20 protein-coding genes and 1 tRNA gene are annotated in these 18,929 nt (G+C 62.0%); 8 read left to right on the top strand and 13 right to left on the bottom strand.

The genetic code is table 11. From position 1 onward, the window contains the following. The first annotated feature begins 116 nt into the window (after window positions 1-116). Window positions 117-362 carry a zinc-finger domain-containing protein gene (locus tag AC1D08_RS26595; RefSeq protein WP_095086137.1) on the top strand — a complete coding sequence of 82 codons (246 nt, stop codon included), beginning with the start codon at window positions 117-119 and terminating at the stop codon, window positions 360-362. A 19-nt stretch (window positions 363-381) separates the two neighbouring features. Continuing rightward, complete coding sequence (locus AC1D08_RS26590; RefSeq protein WP_477424424.1) at window positions 382-1,620, top strand: FAD-dependent monooxygenase; 1,239 nt, start codon at window positions 382-384, stop codon at window positions 1,618-1,620. Window positions 1,621-1,660: 40 nt separating this feature from the next. On the opposite strand, the gene AC1D08_RS26585 is transcribed toward AC1D08_RS26590, so the two are convergent. From AC1D08_RS26585 to AC1D08_RS26555, 7 genes are all read right to left on the bottom strand, one after another. Continuing rightward, on the bottom strand, window positions 1,661-2,329 hold the full coding sequence (locus AC1D08_RS26585; RefSeq protein WP_457153922.1) for a TIGR02117 family protein: 669 nt from the start codon (window positions 2,327-2,329) through the stop codon (window positions 1,661-1,663). 115 nt (window positions 2,330-2,444) lie between these two features. Next, window positions 2,445-3,194 carry an amino acid ABC transporter ATP-binding protein gene (locus AC1D08_RS26580; protein ID WP_184872215.1) on the bottom strand — a complete coding sequence of 250 codons (750 nt, stop codon included), beginning with the start codon at window positions 3,192-3,194 and terminating at the stop codon, window positions 2,445-2,447. Between the two features lie 78 nt (window positions 3,195-3,272). Then, window positions 3,273-4,430 (bottom strand): amino acid ABC transporter permease, encoded by a 1,158-nt coding sequence (locus AC1D08_RS26575; RefSeq protein WP_095086157.1) that lies wholly within the window; start codon window positions 4,428-4,430, stop codon window positions 3,273-3,275. 4 nt (window positions 4,431-4,434) lie between these two features. After that, window positions 4,435-5,622 (bottom strand): amino acid ABC transporter permease, encoded by a 1,188-nt coding sequence (locus AC1D08_RS26570; protein ID WP_477305936.1) that lies wholly within the window; start codon window positions 5,620-5,622, stop codon window positions 4,435-4,437. Window positions 5,623-5,684: 62 nt separating this feature from the next. Then, window positions 5,685-6,713, bottom strand: a complete 1,029-nt coding sequence (locus AC1D08_RS26565; RefSeq protein WP_095086162.1) for an amino acid ABC transporter substrate-binding protein — start codon at window positions 6,711-6,713, stop codon at window positions 5,685-5,687. 426 nt (window positions 6,714-7,139) lie between these two features. Further along, complete coding sequence (locus AC1D08_RS26560; RefSeq protein WP_457153827.1) at window positions 7,140-8,030, bottom strand: DUF2182 domain-containing protein; 891 nt, start codon at window positions 8,028-8,030, stop codon at window positions 7,140-7,142. Window positions 8,031-8,039: 9 nt separating this feature from the next. After that, window positions 8,040-8,675, bottom strand: a complete 636-nt coding sequence (locus tag AC1D08_RS26555) for a DUF1326 domain-containing protein (RefSeq protein ID WP_095086166.1) — start codon at window positions 8,673-8,675, stop codon at window positions 8,040-8,042. Between the two features lie 328 nt (window positions 8,676-9,003). Here AC1D08_RS26555 and AC1D08_RS26550 point away from each other — a divergent pair, with 328 nt between their 5' ends. From AC1D08_RS26550 to AC1D08_RS26530, 5 genes are all read left to right on the top strand, one after another. Next, a complete protein-coding gene (locus AC1D08_RS26550) occupies window positions 9,004-10,173 on the top strand; it encodes a cystathionine beta-lyase (protein ID WP_457152935.1) in 1,170 nt (389 codons plus the stop codon). 168 nt (window positions 10,174-10,341) lie between these two features. Further along, window positions 10,342-11,427: an HPP family protein gene (locus AC1D08_RS26545; RefSeq protein WP_457152936.1), complete on the top strand. Its 1,086-nt coding sequence runs from the start codon at window positions 10,342-10,344 to the stop codon at window positions 11,425-11,427. Window positions 11,428-11,528: 101 nt separating this feature from the next. After that, window positions 11,529-12,203, top strand: coding sequence for an RNA polymerase sigma factor (locus AC1D08_RS26540; RefSeq protein ID WP_095086176.1), 675 nt, complete (start codon window positions 11,529-11,531; stop codon window positions 12,201-12,203). A gap of 105 nt (window positions 12,204-12,308) precedes the next feature. Next, window positions 12,309-12,833, top strand: coding sequence for a DUF4142 domain-containing protein (locus AC1D08_RS26535; RefSeq protein ID WP_457152937.1), 525 nt, complete (start codon window positions 12,309-12,311; stop codon window positions 12,831-12,833). Window positions 12,834-12,844: 11 nt separating this feature from the next. After that, entirely contained in the window at window positions 12,845-13,153 is a 309-nt protein-coding gene (locus AC1D08_RS26530; RefSeq protein ID WP_457152938.1) for a cupredoxin domain-containing protein, read from the top strand. Here AC1D08_RS26530 and AC1D08_RS26525 read toward each other — a convergent pair. Beyond that, window positions 13,099-13,995: a crotonase/enoyl-CoA hydratase family protein gene (locus tag AC1D08_RS26525; protein ID WP_457152939.1), complete on the bottom strand. Its 897-nt coding sequence runs from the start codon at window positions 13,993-13,995 to the stop codon at window positions 13,099-13,101. The genes AC1D08_RS26530 and AC1D08_RS26525 overlap by 55 nt on opposite strands. Window positions 13,996-14,082: 87 nt before the next feature. Here AC1D08_RS26525 and AC1D08_RS26520 point away from each other — a divergent pair, with 87 nt between their 5' ends. Further along, the gene (locus tag AC1D08_RS26520; protein WP_457152940.1) at window positions 14,083-14,670 is read left to right on the top strand and encodes a TetR/AcrR family transcriptional regulator; all 588 of its coding nucleotides are present in this window, start codon (window positions 14,083-14,085) and stop codon (window positions 14,668-14,670) included. A gap of 95 nt (window positions 14,671-14,765) precedes the next feature. On the opposite strand, the gene AC1D08_RS26515 is transcribed toward AC1D08_RS26520, so the two are convergent. From AC1D08_RS26515 to AC1D08_RS26495, 5 genes are all read right to left on the bottom strand, one after another. Beyond that, complete coding sequence (locus tag AC1D08_RS26515; RefSeq protein WP_477226327.1) at window positions 14,766-15,992, bottom strand: anion transporter; 1,227 nt, start codon at window positions 15,990-15,992, stop codon at window positions 14,766-14,768. 120 nt (window positions 15,993-16,112) lie between these two features. Further along, a complete protein-coding gene (locus AC1D08_RS26510; protein ID WP_457152942.1) occupies window positions 16,113-17,126 on the bottom strand; it encodes a glycosyltransferase family 4 protein in 1,014 nt (337 codons plus the stop codon). A gap of 195 nt (window positions 17,127-17,321) precedes the next feature. After that, window positions 17,322-18,104 carry a GGDEF domain-containing protein gene (locus tag AC1D08_RS26505; protein ID WP_477226326.1) on the bottom strand — a complete coding sequence of 261 codons (783 nt, stop codon included), beginning with the start codon at window positions 18,102-18,104 and terminating at the stop codon, window positions 17,322-17,324. Window positions 18,105-18,282: 178 nt separating this feature from the next. Continuing rightward, the gene (locus tag AC1D08_RS26500; RefSeq protein WP_095086203.1) at window positions 18,283-18,507 is read right to left on the bottom strand and encodes a hypothetical protein; all 225 of its coding nucleotides are present in this window, start codon (window positions 18,505-18,507) and stop codon (window positions 18,283-18,285) included. Window positions 18,508-18,778: 271 nt separating this feature from the next. Further along, window positions 18,779-18,843, bottom strand: a tRNA-Ser gene (locus AC1D08_RS26495). Window positions 18,844-18,929 lie beyond the last annotated feature (86 nt).

Below are 18,929 nucleotides of genomic sequence, written 5' to 3'. Positions count from 1 at the left end.
TAACCGGCTTAACTTATCCTCTGACAGGCTTTTGCGACAGTTTGATTTCATCGAACTTGCAAAGAGACCGGTTATGATCCAGATGCAGAAGAGACTGCGTTAAGGAGACGACGACGATGGCAGGCGGTTCCATTCCCCATTTTCAGAACGATGCGGGCCACCCGGCGATCGACATCGGCGTCAAGGAATTCATGTGCACGGGCGCCAACCCGCCTTTCGACCACCCGCATGTGTTTCTCGACATGGGCGACGACAACGAAAAGGTCTGCCCCTATTGCTCGACGCTCTACCGCTATTCGTCCAAGCTGAAGGCGACAGAAACGCTGCCGGCCGGCTGTATCTACATCGACCAGGCCGCCTGATTCCTTCGCGGCAAGCCCGATGGACGACACGCGGTCCCGGCAAATCGTCATCGCCGGGGCGGGCGTCGCCGGGCTGACCGCCGCGCTGGCGTTCGCCGAACGCGGCTACCCCGTGCAGGTGTTCGAACAGGCGCAGCGTCTGGAAGCCGCAGGCGCCGGCATCCAGCTTTCTCCCAACGCAACTCGCATTCTTCGCCAGCTTGGCGCGCTCGACCGGCTGCTGCTGGCAGCGGTGCGGCCGGAAGCGGTGGTGTTGAAGGACGCCGCGACGTTGCGCGAACTGGCACGCGTGCCGCTGGGACAAGCCGCCGAAGCCCGCTGGCAGGCACCCTATCTCGTTGCTCACAGGGCTGACTTGCAGAGCGCACTGACTGCGCGCGTTGCCGAGATGCCGAACATCGTTCTTTCTCCCGGCGCACATGTCAGCGGCGTTGCGAAAGGCAGCCATGGTGTCACAGTGGCTGCCGAGATGGACGGCGAGACCATCGAGGCCGAGGGCTTGCTGCTGGTCGGCGCCGATGGCGTCTGGTCATCGGTGCGCGGGCTTGTCGACACAACCAGGGGAGCGGCCTCGCCAAGAAGTCACTTTTCGGGCGAACTGGCCTGGCGTGCCACCATTCCCGCCGACAGCGCTGCCGGAAAAGCCTTCGCCGCGATCGGCGCCACCGATTGCGTCACGACCTTCCTGCATCCCGGCTTCCACATGGTCGCCTATCCCGTCAGCAAAGGTGCTGCCTTCAATCTTGTCGCTTTCACCAAAGGCGAACGCATTGCCGAGGGCTGGTCCGGGAACGCCGACACCAGGATCTTGACCGGTGCCATGCGCGGTACGGCAGCAGCACTTGCCCGTCTGATCGAGGAAGCCGGCGGGTGGACGGCGTGGCCGATCCATACGATCGAGAGTAAGCAGCCTTGGACGAACGACCGCATCGCGCTGATCGGCGATGCGGCGCATGCGATGACGCCGTTCGCGGCGCAAGGTGCCGCCATGGCGATCGAAGATGCGGCCGCACTTGCGGATGTCGTTGCGGACTTGCCCGGCGATCCGGCACAAGGTCTTCAAATCTGGGAGAACCTGCGACGGCCGCGCGTCGCCAGGGTCGCCCGTCGTGGCGCCCTCAACCGCCTCGCCTGGCATGCCGCGGGTCCAGTCTCCATCGCACGCAATCTGTTCCTGAAAATGCGCTCGTCTGAAAAACTCGCCGCCGATCTGGACTGGCTTTATGGCTGGCAGCCGCAGAAAATCATCCGGCGCTGAAAGCTGGGGCATAGGCCGAATGCCGGCCCATAGAACGGAGTTAATTGTAAAGCCGCATCGACAGGCCGAGCGAAGCCGGCAGCGGATTCCACCAGCCGGTGCGCAAGCCGGCGGTACGCAAGGCTGCCGCCGTCCAGGTGTTGCAGCCGACCAACGCGTTGAAATGGCCGTTGGCTTCATAGAAGCGGTCGAAGCTGGAATAGGCCGCGCCCGGAACAAGAAGCGGCCCTTGCGGCCCCCGTTGGAAACTCGCATCGATGAAATCGAGCAGTGCCGCAAAACGCTCCTCGCCGATGTCGAAGCCGGCGACATCCGGATGCGGTTCGACTATGGCGCCAGCAACGTCGACATGCATGACCGACGCGTCGAGGGTCAGTGCCTTCATCACCGGGATGGCCTTGAGCTCGGACCATGTCGGCGTCTCCAGGTAGAAGGCGCGACCACCCCAGCCGAAGACGATGTAGCGAACCTCCGGACTTTCGGCCGGGATGGCGGCGTCGACCAGGAAATGGAACCGCTGGCGCACCCTGTCGTCCATCGGGATGGCGATATCGGTGTGGATCGGGTTGTTCAGCACCAGGATGTGGCGCGTGGTGGCGGGATTGGCGGCGGCCGGCGGCCACAGCGGCCTCGGCACCAGAGTGCCCAGCGTCGCAGCAAGCGCAACGACGATCAGTAGCAGGCCTAGAAAACGTCCCAGCTTCTTCATGAATGGCGGCATTGCAAACGCACCCCGGCGCGACACGAGCCGCCCGCCTCCTGCTCATCCATACGCAAAAGAGCCCGGCACTGTTTCAGCCGGGCTCTTCCTGGTTGTCGAAAGCCTAGTGCAGGATCTGCGACAGGAACAGCTTTGTGCGCTCGTGGCGCGGATGATCGAAGAACTCGGCCGGCGTGTTCTGCTCGACGATCTGGCCCTGGTCCATGAAGATCACGCGGTTGGCGACCTTGCGGGCAAAGCCCATTTCGTGGGTGACGCACAGCATGGTCATGCCTTCTTCGGCAAGGCCGACCATCGTCTCCAGAACTTCCTTGATCATTTCCGGATCGAGCGCCGAGGTCGGCTCGTCGAACAGCATGATGCGAGGGTTCATGCACAGCGAACGGGCGATCGCCACGCGCTGCTGCTGGCCACCGGACAGCTGGCCCGGATATTTGTTGGCTTGTTCCGGGATCTTGACGCGCTTGAGGAAATGCATGGCGATTTCCTCAGCCTGCTTCTTCGGTGTCTTGCGCACCCAGATCGGTGCCAGCGTGCAGTTCTCCAGGATGGTCAGATGCGGGAACAGGTTGAAGTGCTGGAACACCATGCCGACCTCGCGGCGCACCTCGTCGATCTTCTTCAGATCGTTGGTCAGTTCCTTGCCGTCGACGATGATCTTGCCCTTCTGGTGCTCTTCCAGACGGTTGATGCAGCGGATCATCGTCGATTTGCCGGAACCCGACGGGCCGCAGATGACGATGCGCTCGCCGCGCATCACTCTCAGGTTGATGTCCTTCAGCACATGGAACTCACCATACCATTTGTGCATGGCGACGATGTCGATGGCGACATCGGTGTCGGAGATGTGCATCTTGGCGGCGTTGACCTTGATCTCTTCCGCGCTAACGGCATTTTCGGTTGCCATGACAGGATCCCCTTGTTCTTTTGTTTAGCGTTTGTGGCCGGTGTCGAGTCGGCGTTCAGTGTACATTGAATAGCGCGACATGCCGAAGCAGAACAGCCAGAAGACAAAGGCGGCGAAGATCAGACCCGACTTGGCGGTCTGCGCCGTCGCCCAGTTGGCGTCGGAGAAGTTCTGCTTGACGATGCCGAGCAGGTCGAACATCGAAATGATCGTGACCAGGCTGGTGTCCTTGAACATGCCGATGAAGGTGTTGACGATACCCGGGATGACCAGCTTCAGTGCCTGCGGCATGACGATGAAATACATCTTCTGCCAATAGCCAAGGCCAAGCGAATCGGCGCCTTCATACTGACCCTTGGGGATCGCCTGCAGCCCGCCGCGCACCACTTCAGCCATATAAGCGGCGGCAAACAGCGACACGCCGATCAGCGCACGCAGGTACTTGTCGAACGTGACGCCCGGCGGCAGGAACAGCGGCAGCATGACGCTGGCCATGAACAGAACGGTGATCAGCGGAATGCCGCGTACGGCTTCGATGAAGATGACGCACAGCATCTTTACGATCGGCATCTTGGAGCGACGGCCAAGCGCCAGCACGATGCCAAGCGGCAACGACACGACGATGGCCACGAAAGACAGCGACAGCGTCACCAGCAAGCCGCCCCAGCGCGCCGTTTCGACATGTTCCAGACCGAACGCGCCACCGACCAGCAGGAAGAACGACACAATCGGGAGACCGACGATCAGCAGCAGGGCGTTGAGACCCTTGCGCGGCACGCTTGGCATCAGCATCGGCACCATGAGCACGACCAGCAATATGCCAACCAGGATCGGCCGCCAGCGCTCCTCGACCGGATAGGTGCCGAACATGATCTGGCCGAACTTGGCGTTGACGAAGGCCCAGCAGGCGCCGGACCAGCCATCCGGCTGGATACCGCCCTGCGCCACCGTGGCGCACACGGTCCGGTTAGGTCCCGTCCAAACGGCGTTGATGAAGGCCCAGTTGATGATCTGCGGCAGGATCATCGCCACCAGCGCGAAACCGATGATGGTCAAAATGGTGTCGCCCGTCGACGCAATCAGGTTCTTGCGCACCCAGGCGCTGAAGCCTGTGACGCCGGCCGGCGCCGGCTGCGCCAGTGCCATTTCGGTGCGAACCCAGGACATATCATGTTCTTGCATGTCCTTACCTCTCCACCAGCGCCATTTTGGCGTTGAACCAGTTCATGAATAGCGAGGTCAGAAGGCTGATGGCCAGATAGATCACCATCATGATGACCACGCATTCGACAGCCTGGCCGGTCTGGTTAAGCACCGTGCCGGTCGTTGCCGTCAGGTCGGGATAGCCGATGGCGATGGCGAGTGAGGAATTCTTGGTCAGGTTGAGATACTGACTGGCCAGCGGCGGAATGACGATGCGCATGGCCTGCGGCACAACCACCAGCCGCAACGCCTGGCCGGCACGCAGGCCAAGAGCTGACGAGGCCTCGCTCTGGCCCTTGGCAACACCACGAATGCCGGCGCGCACGATCTCGGCGATGAAGGCGGCGGTATAGAAGGACAGTGCCAGATAGAGCGACAGGAATTCCGGCTTGACGACGAAGCCGCCAGTCAGGTTGAAAGTCGATTGCTTCGGAAAATCAAAGGTCACCGGGAAACCGCTCAGCACATAAGCGAGCAGCGGAAGCCCGATGATCAGCGCCAGCGACGTCCAGAACACCGGGAATTGCTGCCCGGTCGCCATCTGCCGCTGGTGCGCCTTGCGGGCGACGAACCACGCCATGGCGATGCCGACAAGCAGCCCCACCGGGATCAGCCAGGAGCCGTCACCCCATACGGCGCGCGGAAAATAGAAGCCGCGCTGGTTGAGGAACGATCCGAACGGCAGGCTGATGCTATCGCGCGGGGCCGGCAGCACGGCCAGCACGCCGGAATACCAGAAGAAGATGACCAGCAGCGGCGGAATGTTGCGGAACACCTCGACATAGACGGTGCAGATCTTCTGGATCAGCCAGTTTTGCGACAGCCGGCCAATGCCGACAATGAAACCAATGATGGTGGCGGTGATGATGCCGACAAACGCGACGATCAATGTGTTGATCAAGCCGACGATGATGGCCCGGCCATAGGTGGAGTCCGACGTATAGGCGATCGCCGTATCGGAAATGTCGAAGCCGGCGCGGCCTCTCAGAAAGGCGAAGCCGGAGGCAATGTGCAGGTTCGTCAGGTTCACGATCGTGTTGTGAACGATCCACCAGACACCAGACACCAGCAAGGCGACGACCAGGCATTGATAGAAAATGCTGCGGACTTTTGGATCATTTATGAGAGAAGCGCGACTTGGCTCCTCGCGAAGAACTTCCTGCGATGCCATTCGACCGTCCCCTGAAAGAGAAACCGGAAGGCAGACGATCTGCCTTCCGGATCACATTTCGATCAGCGGATCGGTGGAGCGTATTGCAGGCCGCCCTTGGTCCATAGCGCGTTGATGCCGCGGGCGATCTTGAGCGGGCTCCCCGAGCCGACATTGCGGTCGAACATTTCGCCGTAGTTGCCCGTGGCCTTGACGATGTTGACGACCCAGTCATTTGAGACGCCAAGATCGGTGCCAATCTTGGTATCGGCTTCCTGGCCGAGCACGCGCTTGATCTCCGGGCTGGCGGAGTTCTTCATTTCGTCGACATTGGCCTTGGTGATGCCGAGCTCCTCGGCGTCGAGCAGCGCGAAATAGGTCCACTTGACGATGTGGTACCACTGGTCGTCGCCCTGGCGCACGGCCGGTCCGAGCGGCTCTTTCGAGATGATCTCGGGCAGCACGACGTGGTCGGCCGGCGCGCCCAGCGTCAGGCGAATACCATAAAGACCCGACTGATCGGTGGTGTAGACGTCGCAACGGCCGGCATCATAGGCGGCGTTGACCTCTTCCAGCTTCTCGAAGACGACCGGGTTGTACTCCATCTTGTTGGCCTTGAAATAGTCGGCGAGATTGAGCTCGGTGGTCGTGCCGCTCTGTACGCAGACGGCGGCACCGGAAAGCTGCAGCGCGGAATTGACGCCGGGCAGCTTCTTGGCGTTGATCATGAAGCCCTGGCCGTCATAGTAGGTGGTGCCGACGAAGTTCAGGCCAAGCGCGGTGTCGCGATTGATGGTCCAGGTGGTGTTGCGCGACAGGATGTCGACCTCGCCGGACTGCAGCGCGGTGAACCGCTCCTTGGCGCTGAGCGGCGTAAACTTGACCTTGGTGCCGTCACCAAAGACGGCGGCCGCGACTGCGCGGCAGAAATCCGCGTCGATACCTTGCCAGTCACCCTTGTCGTCCGGCGCCGAGAAGCCAGCCAGGCCGGTCGAGACACCGCACTGGATGAAGCCTTTCGCCTTGACGGTGTCGAGCGTCGTTGCCGAGGCGGCTGACGCCATCAACCCAAGCGTGGCGGCGCCAAGAATGCTGATAGCAATATGTTTCATGACCCACAGACCCTTTTCTCTGTTTTTCAGGCAAACCCTGATCTTTTCCCGTGTGAACGCAGCTCCCATTCCGGCCCATACCCGGAACCCCACATCGCAACCGACGCGCCGCCTCCCATTCACGAATGGCATCGAAGGCGATAATTCCCGTGAGGTCAAGGAAAATGACCGAATTCGAAAGAGTTTGAAAACCAACGGCCGCAAATGCCTGAATTGCAGCCAAGAGCGTCATGAAATTAGCAAGCCGCGCAAACAAAATCGGCAAAGTCGGGTCGCCCGCGGATCCGGACTACGCCGGCGAAATCTGTCCCGTGGATTTACTACGCGCCACCAATATCCCGGAATGAATTGGCGTACCCAAAGACTAAATGCATGACGAGCAACCCGGTCGCATGGCATTGCCGCCGGAAACGGGAGGAGCGCAGCTCAGGATGCCTGGACGAGCAGCCAGGCGCCGATTGCCGCCATGAGCGTGCCAGAGATGCGCGGGATCAACTGCCCGGTCGGGACGGTTTTTTCCAGGAGAACGAGGATGGCGATGCCGGCGATCCACAGCACGTTCATGACGCCGCCGACGAACAGGAGTGCCATCAGCGCCCAGCAACAGCCGAGGCAATAGGCGCCATGAACGATCCCGAATCGAAGTGCACCAAGCGGATCGGAGCGGAACCCGCCATGACTGGCCAGAAATGCGATCGGTGCCTGGCATTGCTGCAGGCAGACGCCCTTCATCGGCGTCCATTGATAGAGGCCGGCCGCGATCAGGACGAGGCCGCCGAGAACCGTACTGTTGGTTGCCATCAACGGGCTCAGCAAGGCCTGACTGGCCAGCAGCCATTGCGCGGCGGTCGCGACCACGCTGAAGGCAACCCAGACGAGCAGATAGCCGGTGAAAAACCATGCAGTCGATGCGATGGGCCGCCCACCCGCACGCGCCTTGCGACCGACCCCGGCATAAAGCAGCACCATCGGCGCCACCGACGGCGTCATCATGCCAACCATCATCACGGCCCACATGGCGAAGATGAAAGCGAAATCAGCTGGCGCCCAGGCGCGGAAGCCGGGCGCCATCGTGGCGCCCATGTCCATGCCACCCTTATCCATGCCCGGCATATCCATATTGCCCGCATCGGTGCCTGACATGTCCATGCCGGCCATATCGCCAACTGCGGCGCTCGGGGCGGCAGCATTCTGCATGGTCATGTCGGCCGCGAGCCACATCACATAGACCCATGCGAGCACGGCTATGATGACGAGCGCGGCCGTCACGACTGTGCGGTCGCGCCGCAGCACCGCCTCGAGAGCCGTGTCGATCATTGGATCAGGTCAATGCACGATGCCGCTTTGCGAGAGGTGCAAATTGGCGAAATGGCTGTGCGAGTCCGCCAGTTCGAACTTGATCGGGCCGGTCGCCTTGGTCCAGCCACGCCCGACCTCGGCAAGCGAATATTCGAAACCATGCGTGAGGTCGATGCGCGCCCGATGCTCCGCACCGGTGACGGGATTCTTGATCGGCTCGCCGCGGCCCGAGGTTACGCCCGGCACGTGCAGGCGAGCGGCTCGGGCATCGATGTCGACTTCGAAGTCTATTGCCGCGAAGATCGGATCGTGGACCGTCTCCAATGTAGTCGAAAAGACCTGGAATATGGTCGCGCCGGGTTCGGTGTCCTCACCGCTGAGAATGCGAAGCAGCGCTCCGCGCTGCGCCTCGGTCGCCCGCTCGTCAATGACCACTGCCGCCTCACCCCTGCCGTGGTGAATTGCGCCGGGCCAGCGGAAGACACCGGCAAAGCGCAAGCCATCCAGCTTGGTGTCGCCGTGATAGCCGCTCTCGATTTCCACGCCGACCACCGCGCGGCAGAATCCATTCGTCGGCAAGGCGTTGAACTGGCAGGGGCAGCCATAGGCGCAGTTGCAGTTGACGAACTCGCGCGCCTTGATCATCCACTTGACGTTCGTCATGGCATTCCTCCCCTTGGCTGCATTCACTGCTCTGCAAGCGAGATGCCCGGATCGCAGGGGATCAGGAGGTCAACCGGGAAGGATCATCCGGCAGCATCTGATCGAGGCAGTCCGGGAAAATATTAGGAATCAATCATATATCTTTCCCGGCCGTCCTCAATAGCCGAACGGCCAAGAGCGCAATGCGTTCGGACCGGGCAAGACTGTGCGCCCCTTCACCAGACACGACTTGGTACATCCGAAGTCGGTTGCCTGGCGGGTGCAGGCCGGTTGCACGGCCAAAGCGGTCGCACTATGGCTAGCGCCTTGTCGAACAAGGCGAAGAAGAATGGCGAAAGACGGCGACCGACTGGGTATCAACACGCGGCTTACCCATTCGGGCAACAACCCGCATGACTATTTCGGTTTCGTCAATCCACCGGTGGTGCACGCCTCGACCGTTCTTTATCCCGACGCGGCGTCGATGGCTGCACGCAGCCAGAAATACACTTATGGCACGCGTGGCACGCCGACGACCGATGCCCTTGCCCACGCCATAGATGCACTGGAAGGGTCGGCCGGCACGATCGTGGTGCCATCGGGCCTTGCGGCGGTGACCGTGCCGCTGCTCGCCTTCGTCTCGGCGGGCGACCATCTGCTGATCGTCGATTCCGTCTATCACCCGACGCGCAACTTCGCCGACACCATGCTGAAGCGGCTGGGCGTCGAGGTCGAGTACTACGCCCCCGATGTCGGCGCCGGCATCGCGGCGTTGATCAAGCCCAACACCAAGGTGGTGTTCACGGAATCGCCAGCGTCCAACACCTTCGAGCTGCAGGACATCCCGGCGATCGTCAAGGCGGCGCATGCCGCAGGCGCCATCGTCATGATGGACAATACCTGGGCGACGCCGCTGTATTTCCGCCCGCTCGACCACGGCGTCGACATCTCGATCCACGCGGCGACGAAATATCCGGCAGGCCATTCCGACGTGCTGCTTGGCACGGTCTCGGCCAACGAAGGCTGCTGGAAGCATCTTTACGAAAGCTTCTGCACGCTTGGCTGCTGCGCCGGGCCCGACGATGTCTACCAAGTGCTGCGCGGCCTGCGCACCATGGGCGTGCGCCTCGAGCACCATCAGCGCAGCGCGCTCGCCATCGCCTCCTGGCTCGAGGGCCAGAAGGGCGTGGCGCGCGTGCTCCACCCTGCCCTTCCCAGCCATCCGGACCACGGCCTGTGGAAGCGCGACTTCTCCGGCTCGAGCGGCATCTTTTCCATCGTGCTTGCCGGCGGCGGCCAGAAGCAGCAGCACGCCTTTCTCGACGCGCTGCAGATCTTCGGCCTCGGCTATTCCTGGGGCGGCTATGAGAGCCTTGCGGTGCCGGTCTGGCTCGCCGACCGCGTTGTCGCAAAGGGCCCGTATGAAGGCCCGTTGATCCGCCTCCAAATCGGCCTCGAGGACGTCGACGACCTGAAGGCCGACATTATGCGCGGCCTGACCGCCGCGGCTTCTGCCTGAGCGATCGGGGCACCCGCCCAACTGATTCGGCAAATCTCGGAATTCTATTTCTCAAAGCCGTGCCTTTGCGGATCAATTTGGCTTTCAAATCCGACAATGCCGCGTCATTGCGGTGCGATCATCTGGTTTCGACTTCCCTCTGGCATACTGGCAGAGTTTCCGACTCCCATGGCCTTTCGCCTTTTTGTTCCGATTCTTGCCGGCGCGACGCTGCGCGAGCGCATCATCGCCTGCATCGGCGCGACGATCGGCATTGCACTGACCGGCGCGATCGGCGGTCTGGTGCTCGGCAACGGCCCGCACGTGCCGCTGCTGGTGGCGCCGATGGGAGCCTCGGCCGTGCTCCTGTTCGCGGTGCCGGCTAGCCCGTTGGCGCAGCCATGGTCAATCATCGGCGGCAACACGATATCGGCACTGGTCGGCGTGATCGTGGCGCATTTCATCCACGAAACCGCCCTTGCCACCGGCATCGCGGTGGCGCTTGCCATCGCCGCCATGTCGTTCACGCGCTGCCTGCATCCGCCGGGCGGGGCGGCTGCCCTGACGGCAGTGTTGGGAGGGCCTGCCGTCATCAGCGCCGGCTTCCTGTTTCCATTCGTGCCGGTGGCATTGAACTCGCTTCTGCTGGTGGCGCTGGGCTACGGCTTCCACAAGCTGGCCCGTCGCAATTACCCGCACGTGCCGATTCCCCTGACGAACAGCCATGGCACCGTCGATCCGCCGGCGCAGTTGCGCGTCGGCTTCCAGTCCGAAGACATCGATGCCGCGCTTGGCGCGCTCGACGAGACGTTCGATATCGATCGCAACGATCTCGACCGGCTGCTGCGGCAAGTCGAATTGCAGGCGATGGTGCGCGCGCACCAGAGCCTGCTGTGCGAGGACATCATGTCGCGCGATGTGATCTCGGTCGACGAACACACGCCTGCCGAGGCAGCGCGCCATTTGCTGCTTGACCACAACATCCGTACCTTGCCGGTTGTCAACGCAGAGGCAAGGCTGGCAGGCACCGTGGGATTGCGGGAACTGGCACTGGCCTCCGGCACGGTCGGATCCGTGATATCACCCGCAGCGACAGCCGCCGCCGGTTTCGCCGCCATGGGTCTGCTGCCCATACTCACCGACGGCCGCAGTCATGCGGTCATCGTCGTCGACGACGACAAGCGCGTTCTCGGGCTGATCACACAGACCGATCTGCTGGCGGCCACCGCGCGTCTGCAGGCTGCTGACAAGTCCGCGCCGGAAGCGGTACGGTAGCTACCGCCGGACCCGGCGAAAATGGCCGGGAACCTTTTGCCGGCAATGCCATCCAATCTCTCAATCGGGTTTCGGTCCGGGATTGGGTTGAGGAACTGGCCATGCCTGCTGTCTTGACGGCCATGCCTTCTGTCGCTTCAGGCGACATGCAGCTCGTGCGACGCGCCTTGGCGCGCGAGGGCGACGCTTTCCGCACCATCATCAAGATGCACAACCAGCGGCTCTACCGCATCGCCCGCGGCGTGGTGCGCAATGACAGCGAGGCCGAGGACATCGTGCAGGAGGCCTATGTCAGGGCCTTCGCCCATCTCGATGCGTTTCGCGGCGACGCCTCGCTTGCCACATGGTTGTCGCGCATCGTCATCAACGAGGCGCTCGGCCGACTGCGCAAAAGACGCAGGACGGTGGCAATGCCGGAAAATCCGCAAGCCGAGATCATCCGGTTCCCCCTCAACCCCAGCGACGATCCGGAACGGACGATGGCGCAACGGCAGATCCTCCAGCTGGTCGAACGGGCCACCGACAGCCTTCCGGATGTCTACCGGACTGTGTTCGTGGCGCGGGTGATCGAGGGGCTGAGCATTGAAGAGACCGCCGATCTCCTCGGCGTCCGGCCACAAACCGTCAAGACAAGGCTGCACCGCGCCCGCACCCTGGTACGCAAGGCACTGGACGACCAGATCGGGCCGGTGCTGCTCGATGCGTTCCCCTTCGCCGGCCGACGTTGCGAAAGGCTGACCAGCGCTGTGATGCGGCGGCTCGGCCTGGAAAGCTGACCTTTCGCCGATTCCTTGGGAACGTTTGCCGCTGCCCGGCATCCAATGACCGTCAACCGAGAAACACTGACCGGCGCGATTTCCGCTCCGGGCGAAGGAGATGCCATGCCTATCCGACACACCGCTGCCCTGGCCGCCATGCTGCTGCTTGGCACTGCCCCGTTCGCGCAAGCGGCCGACAAGCCGACCGACCCACAGATCGCCCACATCGCCTACACGGCCGGGGTCATCGACGTTGAAGCCGCCAAGCTGGCGATCGAGAAATCGAAGAACAAGGACGTCGTGGATTTCGCTAACGACATGGTGCGCGACCACGAAGCCGTGAACGTGCAGGCGCTCGACCTGGTCAAGAAGCTGAAGGTGACGCCGGAAGACAATGCCACCAGCCAGGCGCTGACCAAGGCGGCCGCCGAAGAGAGGGCCAAGCTTGCCAAACTCGAGGGTGCCGCCTTCGACAAGGCCTATGTCGACAACGAGGTCGCTTACCACAAGCAGGTCAACGGCGCTCTCGAAACGCTGCTCATCCCGTCGGCCAGCAATACCGAACTGAAGAGCCTGCTGGAGACCGGCCTGAAGATCTTCCAGGGCCATGAGCAGCACGCTGAACATGTCGCCGGCATGCTGAAGTAAGGACAGGCAGCATGTCGAAACGCCATCTGTGGATCGCGCTGACGCTGGCCATCGGCATCGTTCCGGCACAGGCTGAAACCATCCAGGTCACCATCGACAAGCTGGTGTTCTCGCCAGCCACTGTCGAGGCCAAGGTCGGAGACACGATCGAGTGGGTGAACATGGACGTGTTCGCCCACACGGCGACCGTCAAGGGCGGGTGGGAGGTGACGATCCCGCCGAAAAAGTCCGCGAGCCTCACCCTGCAGAAGGCAGAGACGGTCGATTATTTCTGCCGTTTCCACCCCAACATGAAAGGCCGCTTGGTGGTGGCGCCCTGATCCAGTGCCAACGAGGCCCGCCTGGCCTCGTCAGGCCGCGCGATGTGCGTCCATGAGCCGTCATAGCGGGGCTCGTGGCGCGTCAGCCAGGCATCCAGCCCTTCGCGCAGATCGGCGGTCGGAGCCAAGCGGGCAAACTGCTCGGCTTCGACCAGCAGGCCTTCCGCGACGCTCATGTCGAGGCCGCGCGCCACCGCTGTGAGGATGCCCGCGATCGCAAGATCGGAGTGCCGCAGGATACGCTTGGCGAGGCCAATTGCGGCCGGCATCAAATCGCCATGCGGCACCACCTGGTTGACGAGGCCAAGTTCAAGGGCGCGCTGCGGCGGAAACCAATCGCCGGTCAAAAGCAGTTCGAGCGCCCGCTTGCGCCCGGCGAGCCTGGGCAGGCGCTGCGTTCCGCCAAAGGTCGGCGGCATCGCAAGGCTGATTTCCGGCTTGGCGAACAGGGCCCGTTCGCTGGCGATGGCCAGCGGCACGGCCTCGGTGATTTCGCAGCCGCCGCCAAAGGCAATGCCGTTGACGGCGGCGATGACGGGTTTGCGGAATGCTTCCAGCCTTGCCGTCAGCCGCTGCCCGCGCATCACAAAGTCACGCATCGCGACATCGACGCCAAGCGCCACACTGGCCGAGAATTCGTGGATGTCGCCACCCGCCGAAAACGCCCGCTCCCCTGCTCCGGTAAGAATGACCGCCCGAACGCCGGCATCGACTTCAATGTCGTCGAGGACCGCGAGCAGGCGATCGACCAAGGCATAGTTCAACGCGTTGAGCTTCTCCGGCCGGTTGAGGGTGAGGATGGCAATCCCATCCCTGGTTTCGTTGAGGACAAGATCGGTCATTTGGCTTCCTTCTCCAGCGTACCCATGGCTGGGAAGGTTACGCCATTCGTCGCTTGTGTATATTCACTAGTCGGTATACATAAGCGAATGCCTGAAGCGCAAAGCCCCACCCGCAAACGCATTGTCGATGCCGCAACAAGACTGTTTTACGCGGAAGGAATCGGCCGCGTCAGCGTCGATGCCGTTGCCGAGGAAGCCGGGCTCACCAAGCGGACGCTTTATTATCACTTCAAGAGCAAGGACGACCTGATCGCCGCCTATCTCGATGGCCGCGACCAACCCAATCTGAAGCGGATGGCCGGCTGGTTCGATGCCGCCGAAGGCGGAGCGGATCGCAAGGTCGAGGCGATCTTCGCCAATCTGGCGAAGGCCGCCCACCATCCGAAATGGAAAGGATGCGGCTTCCTGCGCACGGCGGCGGAACTCGCCTCGATGCCTGGACATCCGGCGATCAAGGTCGGGTCGCGGCATAAGTCAAATTTTGAGACGTGGCTGGCCGGTGCGTTGTCCGTCCGGGGCGTCGAGGAGCCGCAAGCCTTGGCACGCGAGATCGTGCTGCTGATAGATGGCTGCTTTTCGATCATGCTGATCCACCGCAATCCCGATTACATCGAGGCAGCAGGCCGCGCCGCGGCGACGCTTGTCCGGGCTCGAATTGCAAGCGACCAGGTCTAAAGCGCGTCGCGTTTTAACGGATTCAGGCAACGCGCCTTAGGTCTTTGTTTTGATGCACGTTCTCCCAAAACCGGGCCACTTTTGGGCGACATGCATTAGAATCCAAACGCCAGCCATGCCGTGCCGACCACCAGCGTTATCAATGTCAGCGGCAAGCCGACCTTGAAGAAAGCGCCGAACGACAACTGCGTGCCGGCGGTCCTTGCCTGCTCGGCGACAATCAGGTTGGCGACCGAACCGAGCAGCGTGAAGTTGCCGGCTAGCGTCGAGCTCATGGCGACCACCAGCCAGGCACGTTCGGGATTTTCAAGGCCGGGTATGAAGGGCCGCAGCGCCAGCACGGCCGGGACATTGCTCATGATGTTGGAGAGCACCGCGGTGAAGCCGGACAGGCGCCAGACATCGTCCAGCCCAAGGTTCTTTGCCGAGGCGATCATGTCTGGCGTCAGCAGCGTCTTTTCCGCGCCGGCAACGACCACGAACAGACCGGCGAACATGAACAGCAGCGGCCCGTCGATCTCGCGGTAGATGCGTTCCGGTTTGATGGCACGGGTGAGCAAGAGGATGGCACCGCCAATGAGTGCCGCCTTGGCGACGGGCACGCCGGCGAAGAAGGCGATGGCCAATCCGATGCAGACCACCACCGCCTTCAGCACCTGTCCCTTGTGCATGCGGCCACGCGAGACTTCTGGGGTCAATTGGGCCGTGCGGGCGAATTCGGCCCTGTAGACGATGCGTATGATGACAATGACCGCGACCAGGCCAAACAGGGCGACCGGAGCAAGGGCCGCTGAGAAGGCAGGATAGGAAATGCCCGACAGCGCGCCGATCACCATGTTTTGCGGATTGCCGGTGATGGTGGCGACGCTGCCGCAATTCGACGCGGTGGCGGTGGCGATCAGATAGGGGATGGGGTTGCGCTTGATGACGCGGGTGACGTGGACCACGATCGGCGCCATGACCAGGCAGATGGCATCGTTGACCAGGAAGGCCGACAGCACGCCGGTCAGCAGCGTCACCATGACCAGGAGCATGAAAGGCGCGTGTGCATGCTCGATGGCGACGGCGCCAAGACCGCGAAAGGCGCCGGAAACCTTCAGATGCGCCACCACGATCATCATGCCGAGCAGCAGCGTGATGGTGTCGAAATTGATCGCGCGGTAGGCATCTTCCATGCTCAGCGCGCCGACGGCGATCATCGCGGCCCCGCCGAGCAGCGCGATCCCTGCCCGGTCGAGGCGCAGGCCCGGGATGCGGCCAATGGCGACACCAGCGTAAGTCAGGATCAGGATCAGCAGTGCCGCCGCGCCCATCAATGTCATCGGTAAGAAGTCCCTGCTCAGTCTATGGCGCGCCGCTGCCCGTCCGCCCGATGGTTCGTTTGCATGCCAGCTTTAGCGCGATGCCGAGGGTGTCCGCAAAGCCCAGGGGACGATGTGCCGCTAATGCAGATAGAAATCCAGCCGCCGTCGAAGCGCCTGCGAAGAAAACAGCTGCTCAACGGTCCGCCGCGCCTCGCGACCCACCGTCGCCCGCAGCTCCGGATCGGCTTTGAGGTCGGCCAGGATCTGCCGCGCCTGTTGCGTCGTCTCGAACAGGAAACCGTTTTCGCCATGCCTGATATGGTCGGCATAGCCGCCATGCGAATGGCAGACCACAGGCAAACCACAGGCCATCGCTTCGAACACCACCCGGCCGAACGTCTCCACATGCGAGCCGGTGCGATAGTAGAACACGTCGAGCGTCGGCAGGAACTCTTCGGCCGCAAACCGGCCTTGCGGAAGGAGTTCGAGTTGTGGATGCGGTTTGAGCCTGTCCTTGAGCGGCATCCCGCCCTGAATCCGCAACGCGGCGCCATCCGCCAGCAACGCTTCGTAAAGCGGCACATCGTCCGCATGATGTTTGTCCGGGGTGTCGCGGCTCAATCGTCCCAGCGTGAACGGACGACCGGGCTTGACCGGTTTTGGTGAAAAACGTTCGATATCGATCGGCGACGGATGCACGACGCCATCGACCCGCAGCATGCGCTTTTGAAAATCGGAAATCAGCACCAGTTCGGCGTCGGGCCAGTTGAGCCTACGGGGCATACGCGTCGTCAGCGCGATGACCTTCGGGTGAAAGGTATTGAAGACATAGATCAGCCGGCGCGGTCGCGGAATCAGATAGGGCCACATTTTGTTGCGCCAATGCGTGCCGAGGAAGACGTAGGTACCGCCGTCCGGCACATTCCACCTTGGCAGCGAGATGCGCCGAATTGGAAATTGTCGCATCAACTCGCCGGACACCCTGGAGGACGTTGCCCACAGACGCACATCCGAGTCGGCGCTCAACAGCCGGTACAGTTCCAGGGTTTCGAGGTCACTGCCGCCAAAACGGTTCTGAAAGCCATTGAACAGATGAATCATAGTTGCCGCGCTGATCTTGCCTGAACCGTCCCGCCATTCGTTCGCCGGCATTGAGAAAGGCGGTGACTGGACCGGACCGGACGCTTGGAGAACTCAGGAAAGCAGTAACGTTTTCTAGCGCGATGTCAGCAAAGCGAAAGCACCGCCGCGCGACGCTTACTCAAATCAGCGTGCTGTGCCCGAGCTTTTTCGTGCCCAACCGTGACAGGACGCGACGGTTCAAGCTTGCGATGACCACGCTTGCTGTCAATGCACGATGGCGCCGCTGGGCACCAAGGAAGCCCCTGACGGATCGAAGCTGACTTGATCGCGCCCGTTCGATTTGGCCGCGTAAAGCCGCCTGTCGGCAGCCACGAAAATCTCTTCGAAGGTTGTCGGCCCGGTAAAGCTTGTGCCGCCGATGCTGACGGACAATGGGCATGGCCGCCCGCCCGGAGAGAAGTCCATCTCACGGATGCGCCGGCGAATGCTTTCGGCAACCACCCATGAATGCGAGGGATCGACGCCAGGCAGAAATACGCCGAACTCTTCGCCACCGATGCGGCCAACGATGTCGCCGCCGCGCAGCTGGCCTTTGATCGCCTGCGCGATCAGCTTGAGCGCCTGGTCTCCGCAGTCATGTCCGTGCCGGTCGTTGATCGACTTGAAATGGTCAGCATCGATGATCAGCAGCGCCCCAGAATGGGCCTGCTCCTGCTTGCGGGTCTGCTCGAGATAGGCTTCGACCAGCATCGAGAAGGCGCCGCGGTTCAGCACCGCCGTCAGGCTGTCGGTCGCGGCAACGATGCTGAGATCACGCTGGGCGATGGCCAGCTGGCGGATCTTCCACATCAGGAAAAACAGAAATGAGCCGCCCAGCACCAAAGGCAACATCAGATCGGTCAGTTGCGCCCGCCACAGTGCCTCGGGTGAAAGATAGGGGAAATTGAAGGAATCAACAAAGAACGCCACGGCGATGAAGAATGCCGTACCGGCTGCCGTGACAGCGATAACCCTGCCCCAGCTCGTCGGCGACAGATCGAGCCTCATCGCGTTCCACTCCGTTAGCCGCGGCTACTATGACGCAGCAACGCAAACAAATTGATAAGACTTTCCTTCCAATTCGATACCGGCAGACACGACAACGCAACGGCCACCGACGGCAGCCGTGCTCGCTCCCGCGGTGAAAACCGTCGCTCTGCTGGACTTCGTGCAGGACTCCTGAATGTCAGCGGTTGGGCGCTGGTCCACCCAGCGCCTCGGCAACGAACGATGCCGCGATCAAGTCGTCGGCATCCAGTCGTAGGGAGCCGTCGCCTGCCCCCATGATGGCGGCGACCTTGTGAAACGTTTTCATCTCATGGTCGGAAATTTCGGCATCCTGCATTCTGGCCTTGAGTTCAGCGATACGCCGCCCCAACGCGGGGGACGTTCCAATCTCACGTTTCGACATAACCTGGCTTCTCCTCCCCCAACCCGCGCTTGTTTTACCCCACCCATTCGTCGGCCCACACATTGCCTTTTTATGAGGCACCGCGAATACAAGGCCCCGAACGCGTGGTGGGAGCTATGGTTCCAACCCCGCTGGATCACGAAATAATTCCGGATCGCTGCGCCGAACCCAGGCACAACTCCTTGTTGCACAAGGTGGTGGCGCTGGCAGTCGCGAGATGGCAGATTTAGCGGCCCTGATCAGGATAAACGGTACAAGCCTCTGAAATTATTGGCGATCCCGACAGGATTCGAACCTGTGACCATCGGCTTAGAAGGCCGGTTTTGTACCGCTTCCCTTTGCTGACAAAAAGCGTGCCGCAATATCTGTAACAGTTACGTACTTTCTCGGCTCACCATTGCCGGCGCTAGTGTAGCGGCATG

This window comes from Mesorhizobium sp. P2_E6 (assembly GCF_056403835.1).
This window is presented reverse-complemented; position numbering and strand designations above follow the sequence as displayed.

Excerpts from the sequence above, each read along its gene's own strand:
- AC1D08_RS26590 (WP_477424424.1), top strand. The coding sequence starts at position 382 with ATGGACGACACGCGGTCCCGGCAAATCGTCATCGCCGGGGCGGGCGTC.
- AC1D08_RS26575 (WP_095086157.1), bottom strand. The coding sequence starts at position 4,430 with ATGCAAGAACATGATATGTCCTGGGTTCGCACCGAAATGGCACTGGCG.
- AC1D08_RS26545 (WP_457152936.1), top strand. The coding sequence starts at position 10,342 with ATGGCCTTTCGCCTTTTTGTTCCGATTCTTGCCGGCGCGACGCTGCGC.
- AC1D08_RS26510 (WP_457152942.1), bottom strand. The coding sequence starts at position 17,126 with ATGCCGGCGAACGAATGGCGGGACGGTTCAGGCAAGATCAGCGCGGCA.
- AC1D08_RS26555 (WP_095086166.1), bottom strand. The coding sequence starts at position 8,675 with ATGACGAACGTCAAGTGGATGATCAAGGCGCGCGAGTTCGTCAACTGC.
- AC1D08_RS26535 (WP_457152937.1), top strand. The coding sequence starts at position 12,309 with ATGCCTATCCGACACACCGCTGCCCTGGCCGCCATGCTGCTGCTTGGC.
- AC1D08_RS26560 (WP_457153827.1), bottom strand. The coding sequence starts at position 8,030 with ATGATCGACACGGCTCTCGAGGCGGTGCTGCGGCGCGACCGCACAGTC.
- AC1D08_RS26580 (WP_184872215.1), bottom strand. The coding sequence starts at position 3,194 with ATGCACATCTCCGACACCGATGTCGCCATCGACATCGTCGCCATGCAC.
- AC1D08_RS26505 (WP_477226326.1), bottom strand. The coding sequence starts at position 18,104 with ATGAGGCTCGATCTGTCGCCGACGAGCTGGGGCAGGGTTATCGCTGTC.
- AC1D08_RS26595 (WP_095086137.1), top strand. The coding sequence starts at position 117 with ATGGCAGGCGGTTCCATTCCCCATTTTCAGAACGATGCGGGCCACCCG.
- AC1D08_RS26585 (WP_457153922.1), bottom strand. The coding sequence starts at position 2,329 with ATGAAGAAGCTGGGACGTTTTCTAGGCCTGCTACTGATCGTCGTTGCG.
- AC1D08_RS26530 (WP_457152938.1), top strand. The coding sequence starts at position 12,845 with ATGTCGAAACGCCATCTGTGGATCGCGCTGACGCTGGCCATCGGCATC.
- AC1D08_RS26520 (WP_457152940.1), top strand. The coding sequence starts at position 14,083 with ATGCCTGAAGCGCAAAGCCCCACCCGCAAACGCATTGTCGATGCCGCA.
- AC1D08_RS26500 (WP_095086203.1), bottom strand. The coding sequence starts at position 18,507 with ATGTCGAAACGTGAGATTGGAACGTCCCCCGCGTTGGGGCGGCGTATC.
- AC1D08_RS26570 (WP_477305936.1), bottom strand. The coding sequence starts at position 5,622 with ATGGCATCGCAGGAAGTTCTTCGCGAGGAGCCAAGTCGCGCTTCTCTC.
- AC1D08_RS26565 (WP_095086162.1), bottom strand. The coding sequence starts at position 6,713 with ATGAAACATATTGCTATCAGCATTCTTGGCGCCGCCACGCTTGGGTTG.
- AC1D08_RS26525 (WP_457152939.1), bottom strand. The coding sequence starts at position 13,995 with ATGACCGATCTTGTCCTCAACGAAACCAGGGATGGGATTGCCATCCTC.
- AC1D08_RS26550 (WP_457152935.1), top strand. The coding sequence starts at position 9,004 with ATGGCGAAAGACGGCGACCGACTGGGTATCAACACGCGGCTTACCCAT.
- AC1D08_RS26515 (WP_477226327.1), bottom strand. The coding sequence starts at position 15,992 with ATGACATTGATGGGCGCGGCGGCACTGCTGATCCTGATCCTGACTTAC.
- AC1D08_RS26540 (WP_095086176.1), top strand. The coding sequence starts at position 11,529 with ATGCCTGCTGTCTTGACGGCCATGCCTTCTGTCGCTTCAGGCGACATG.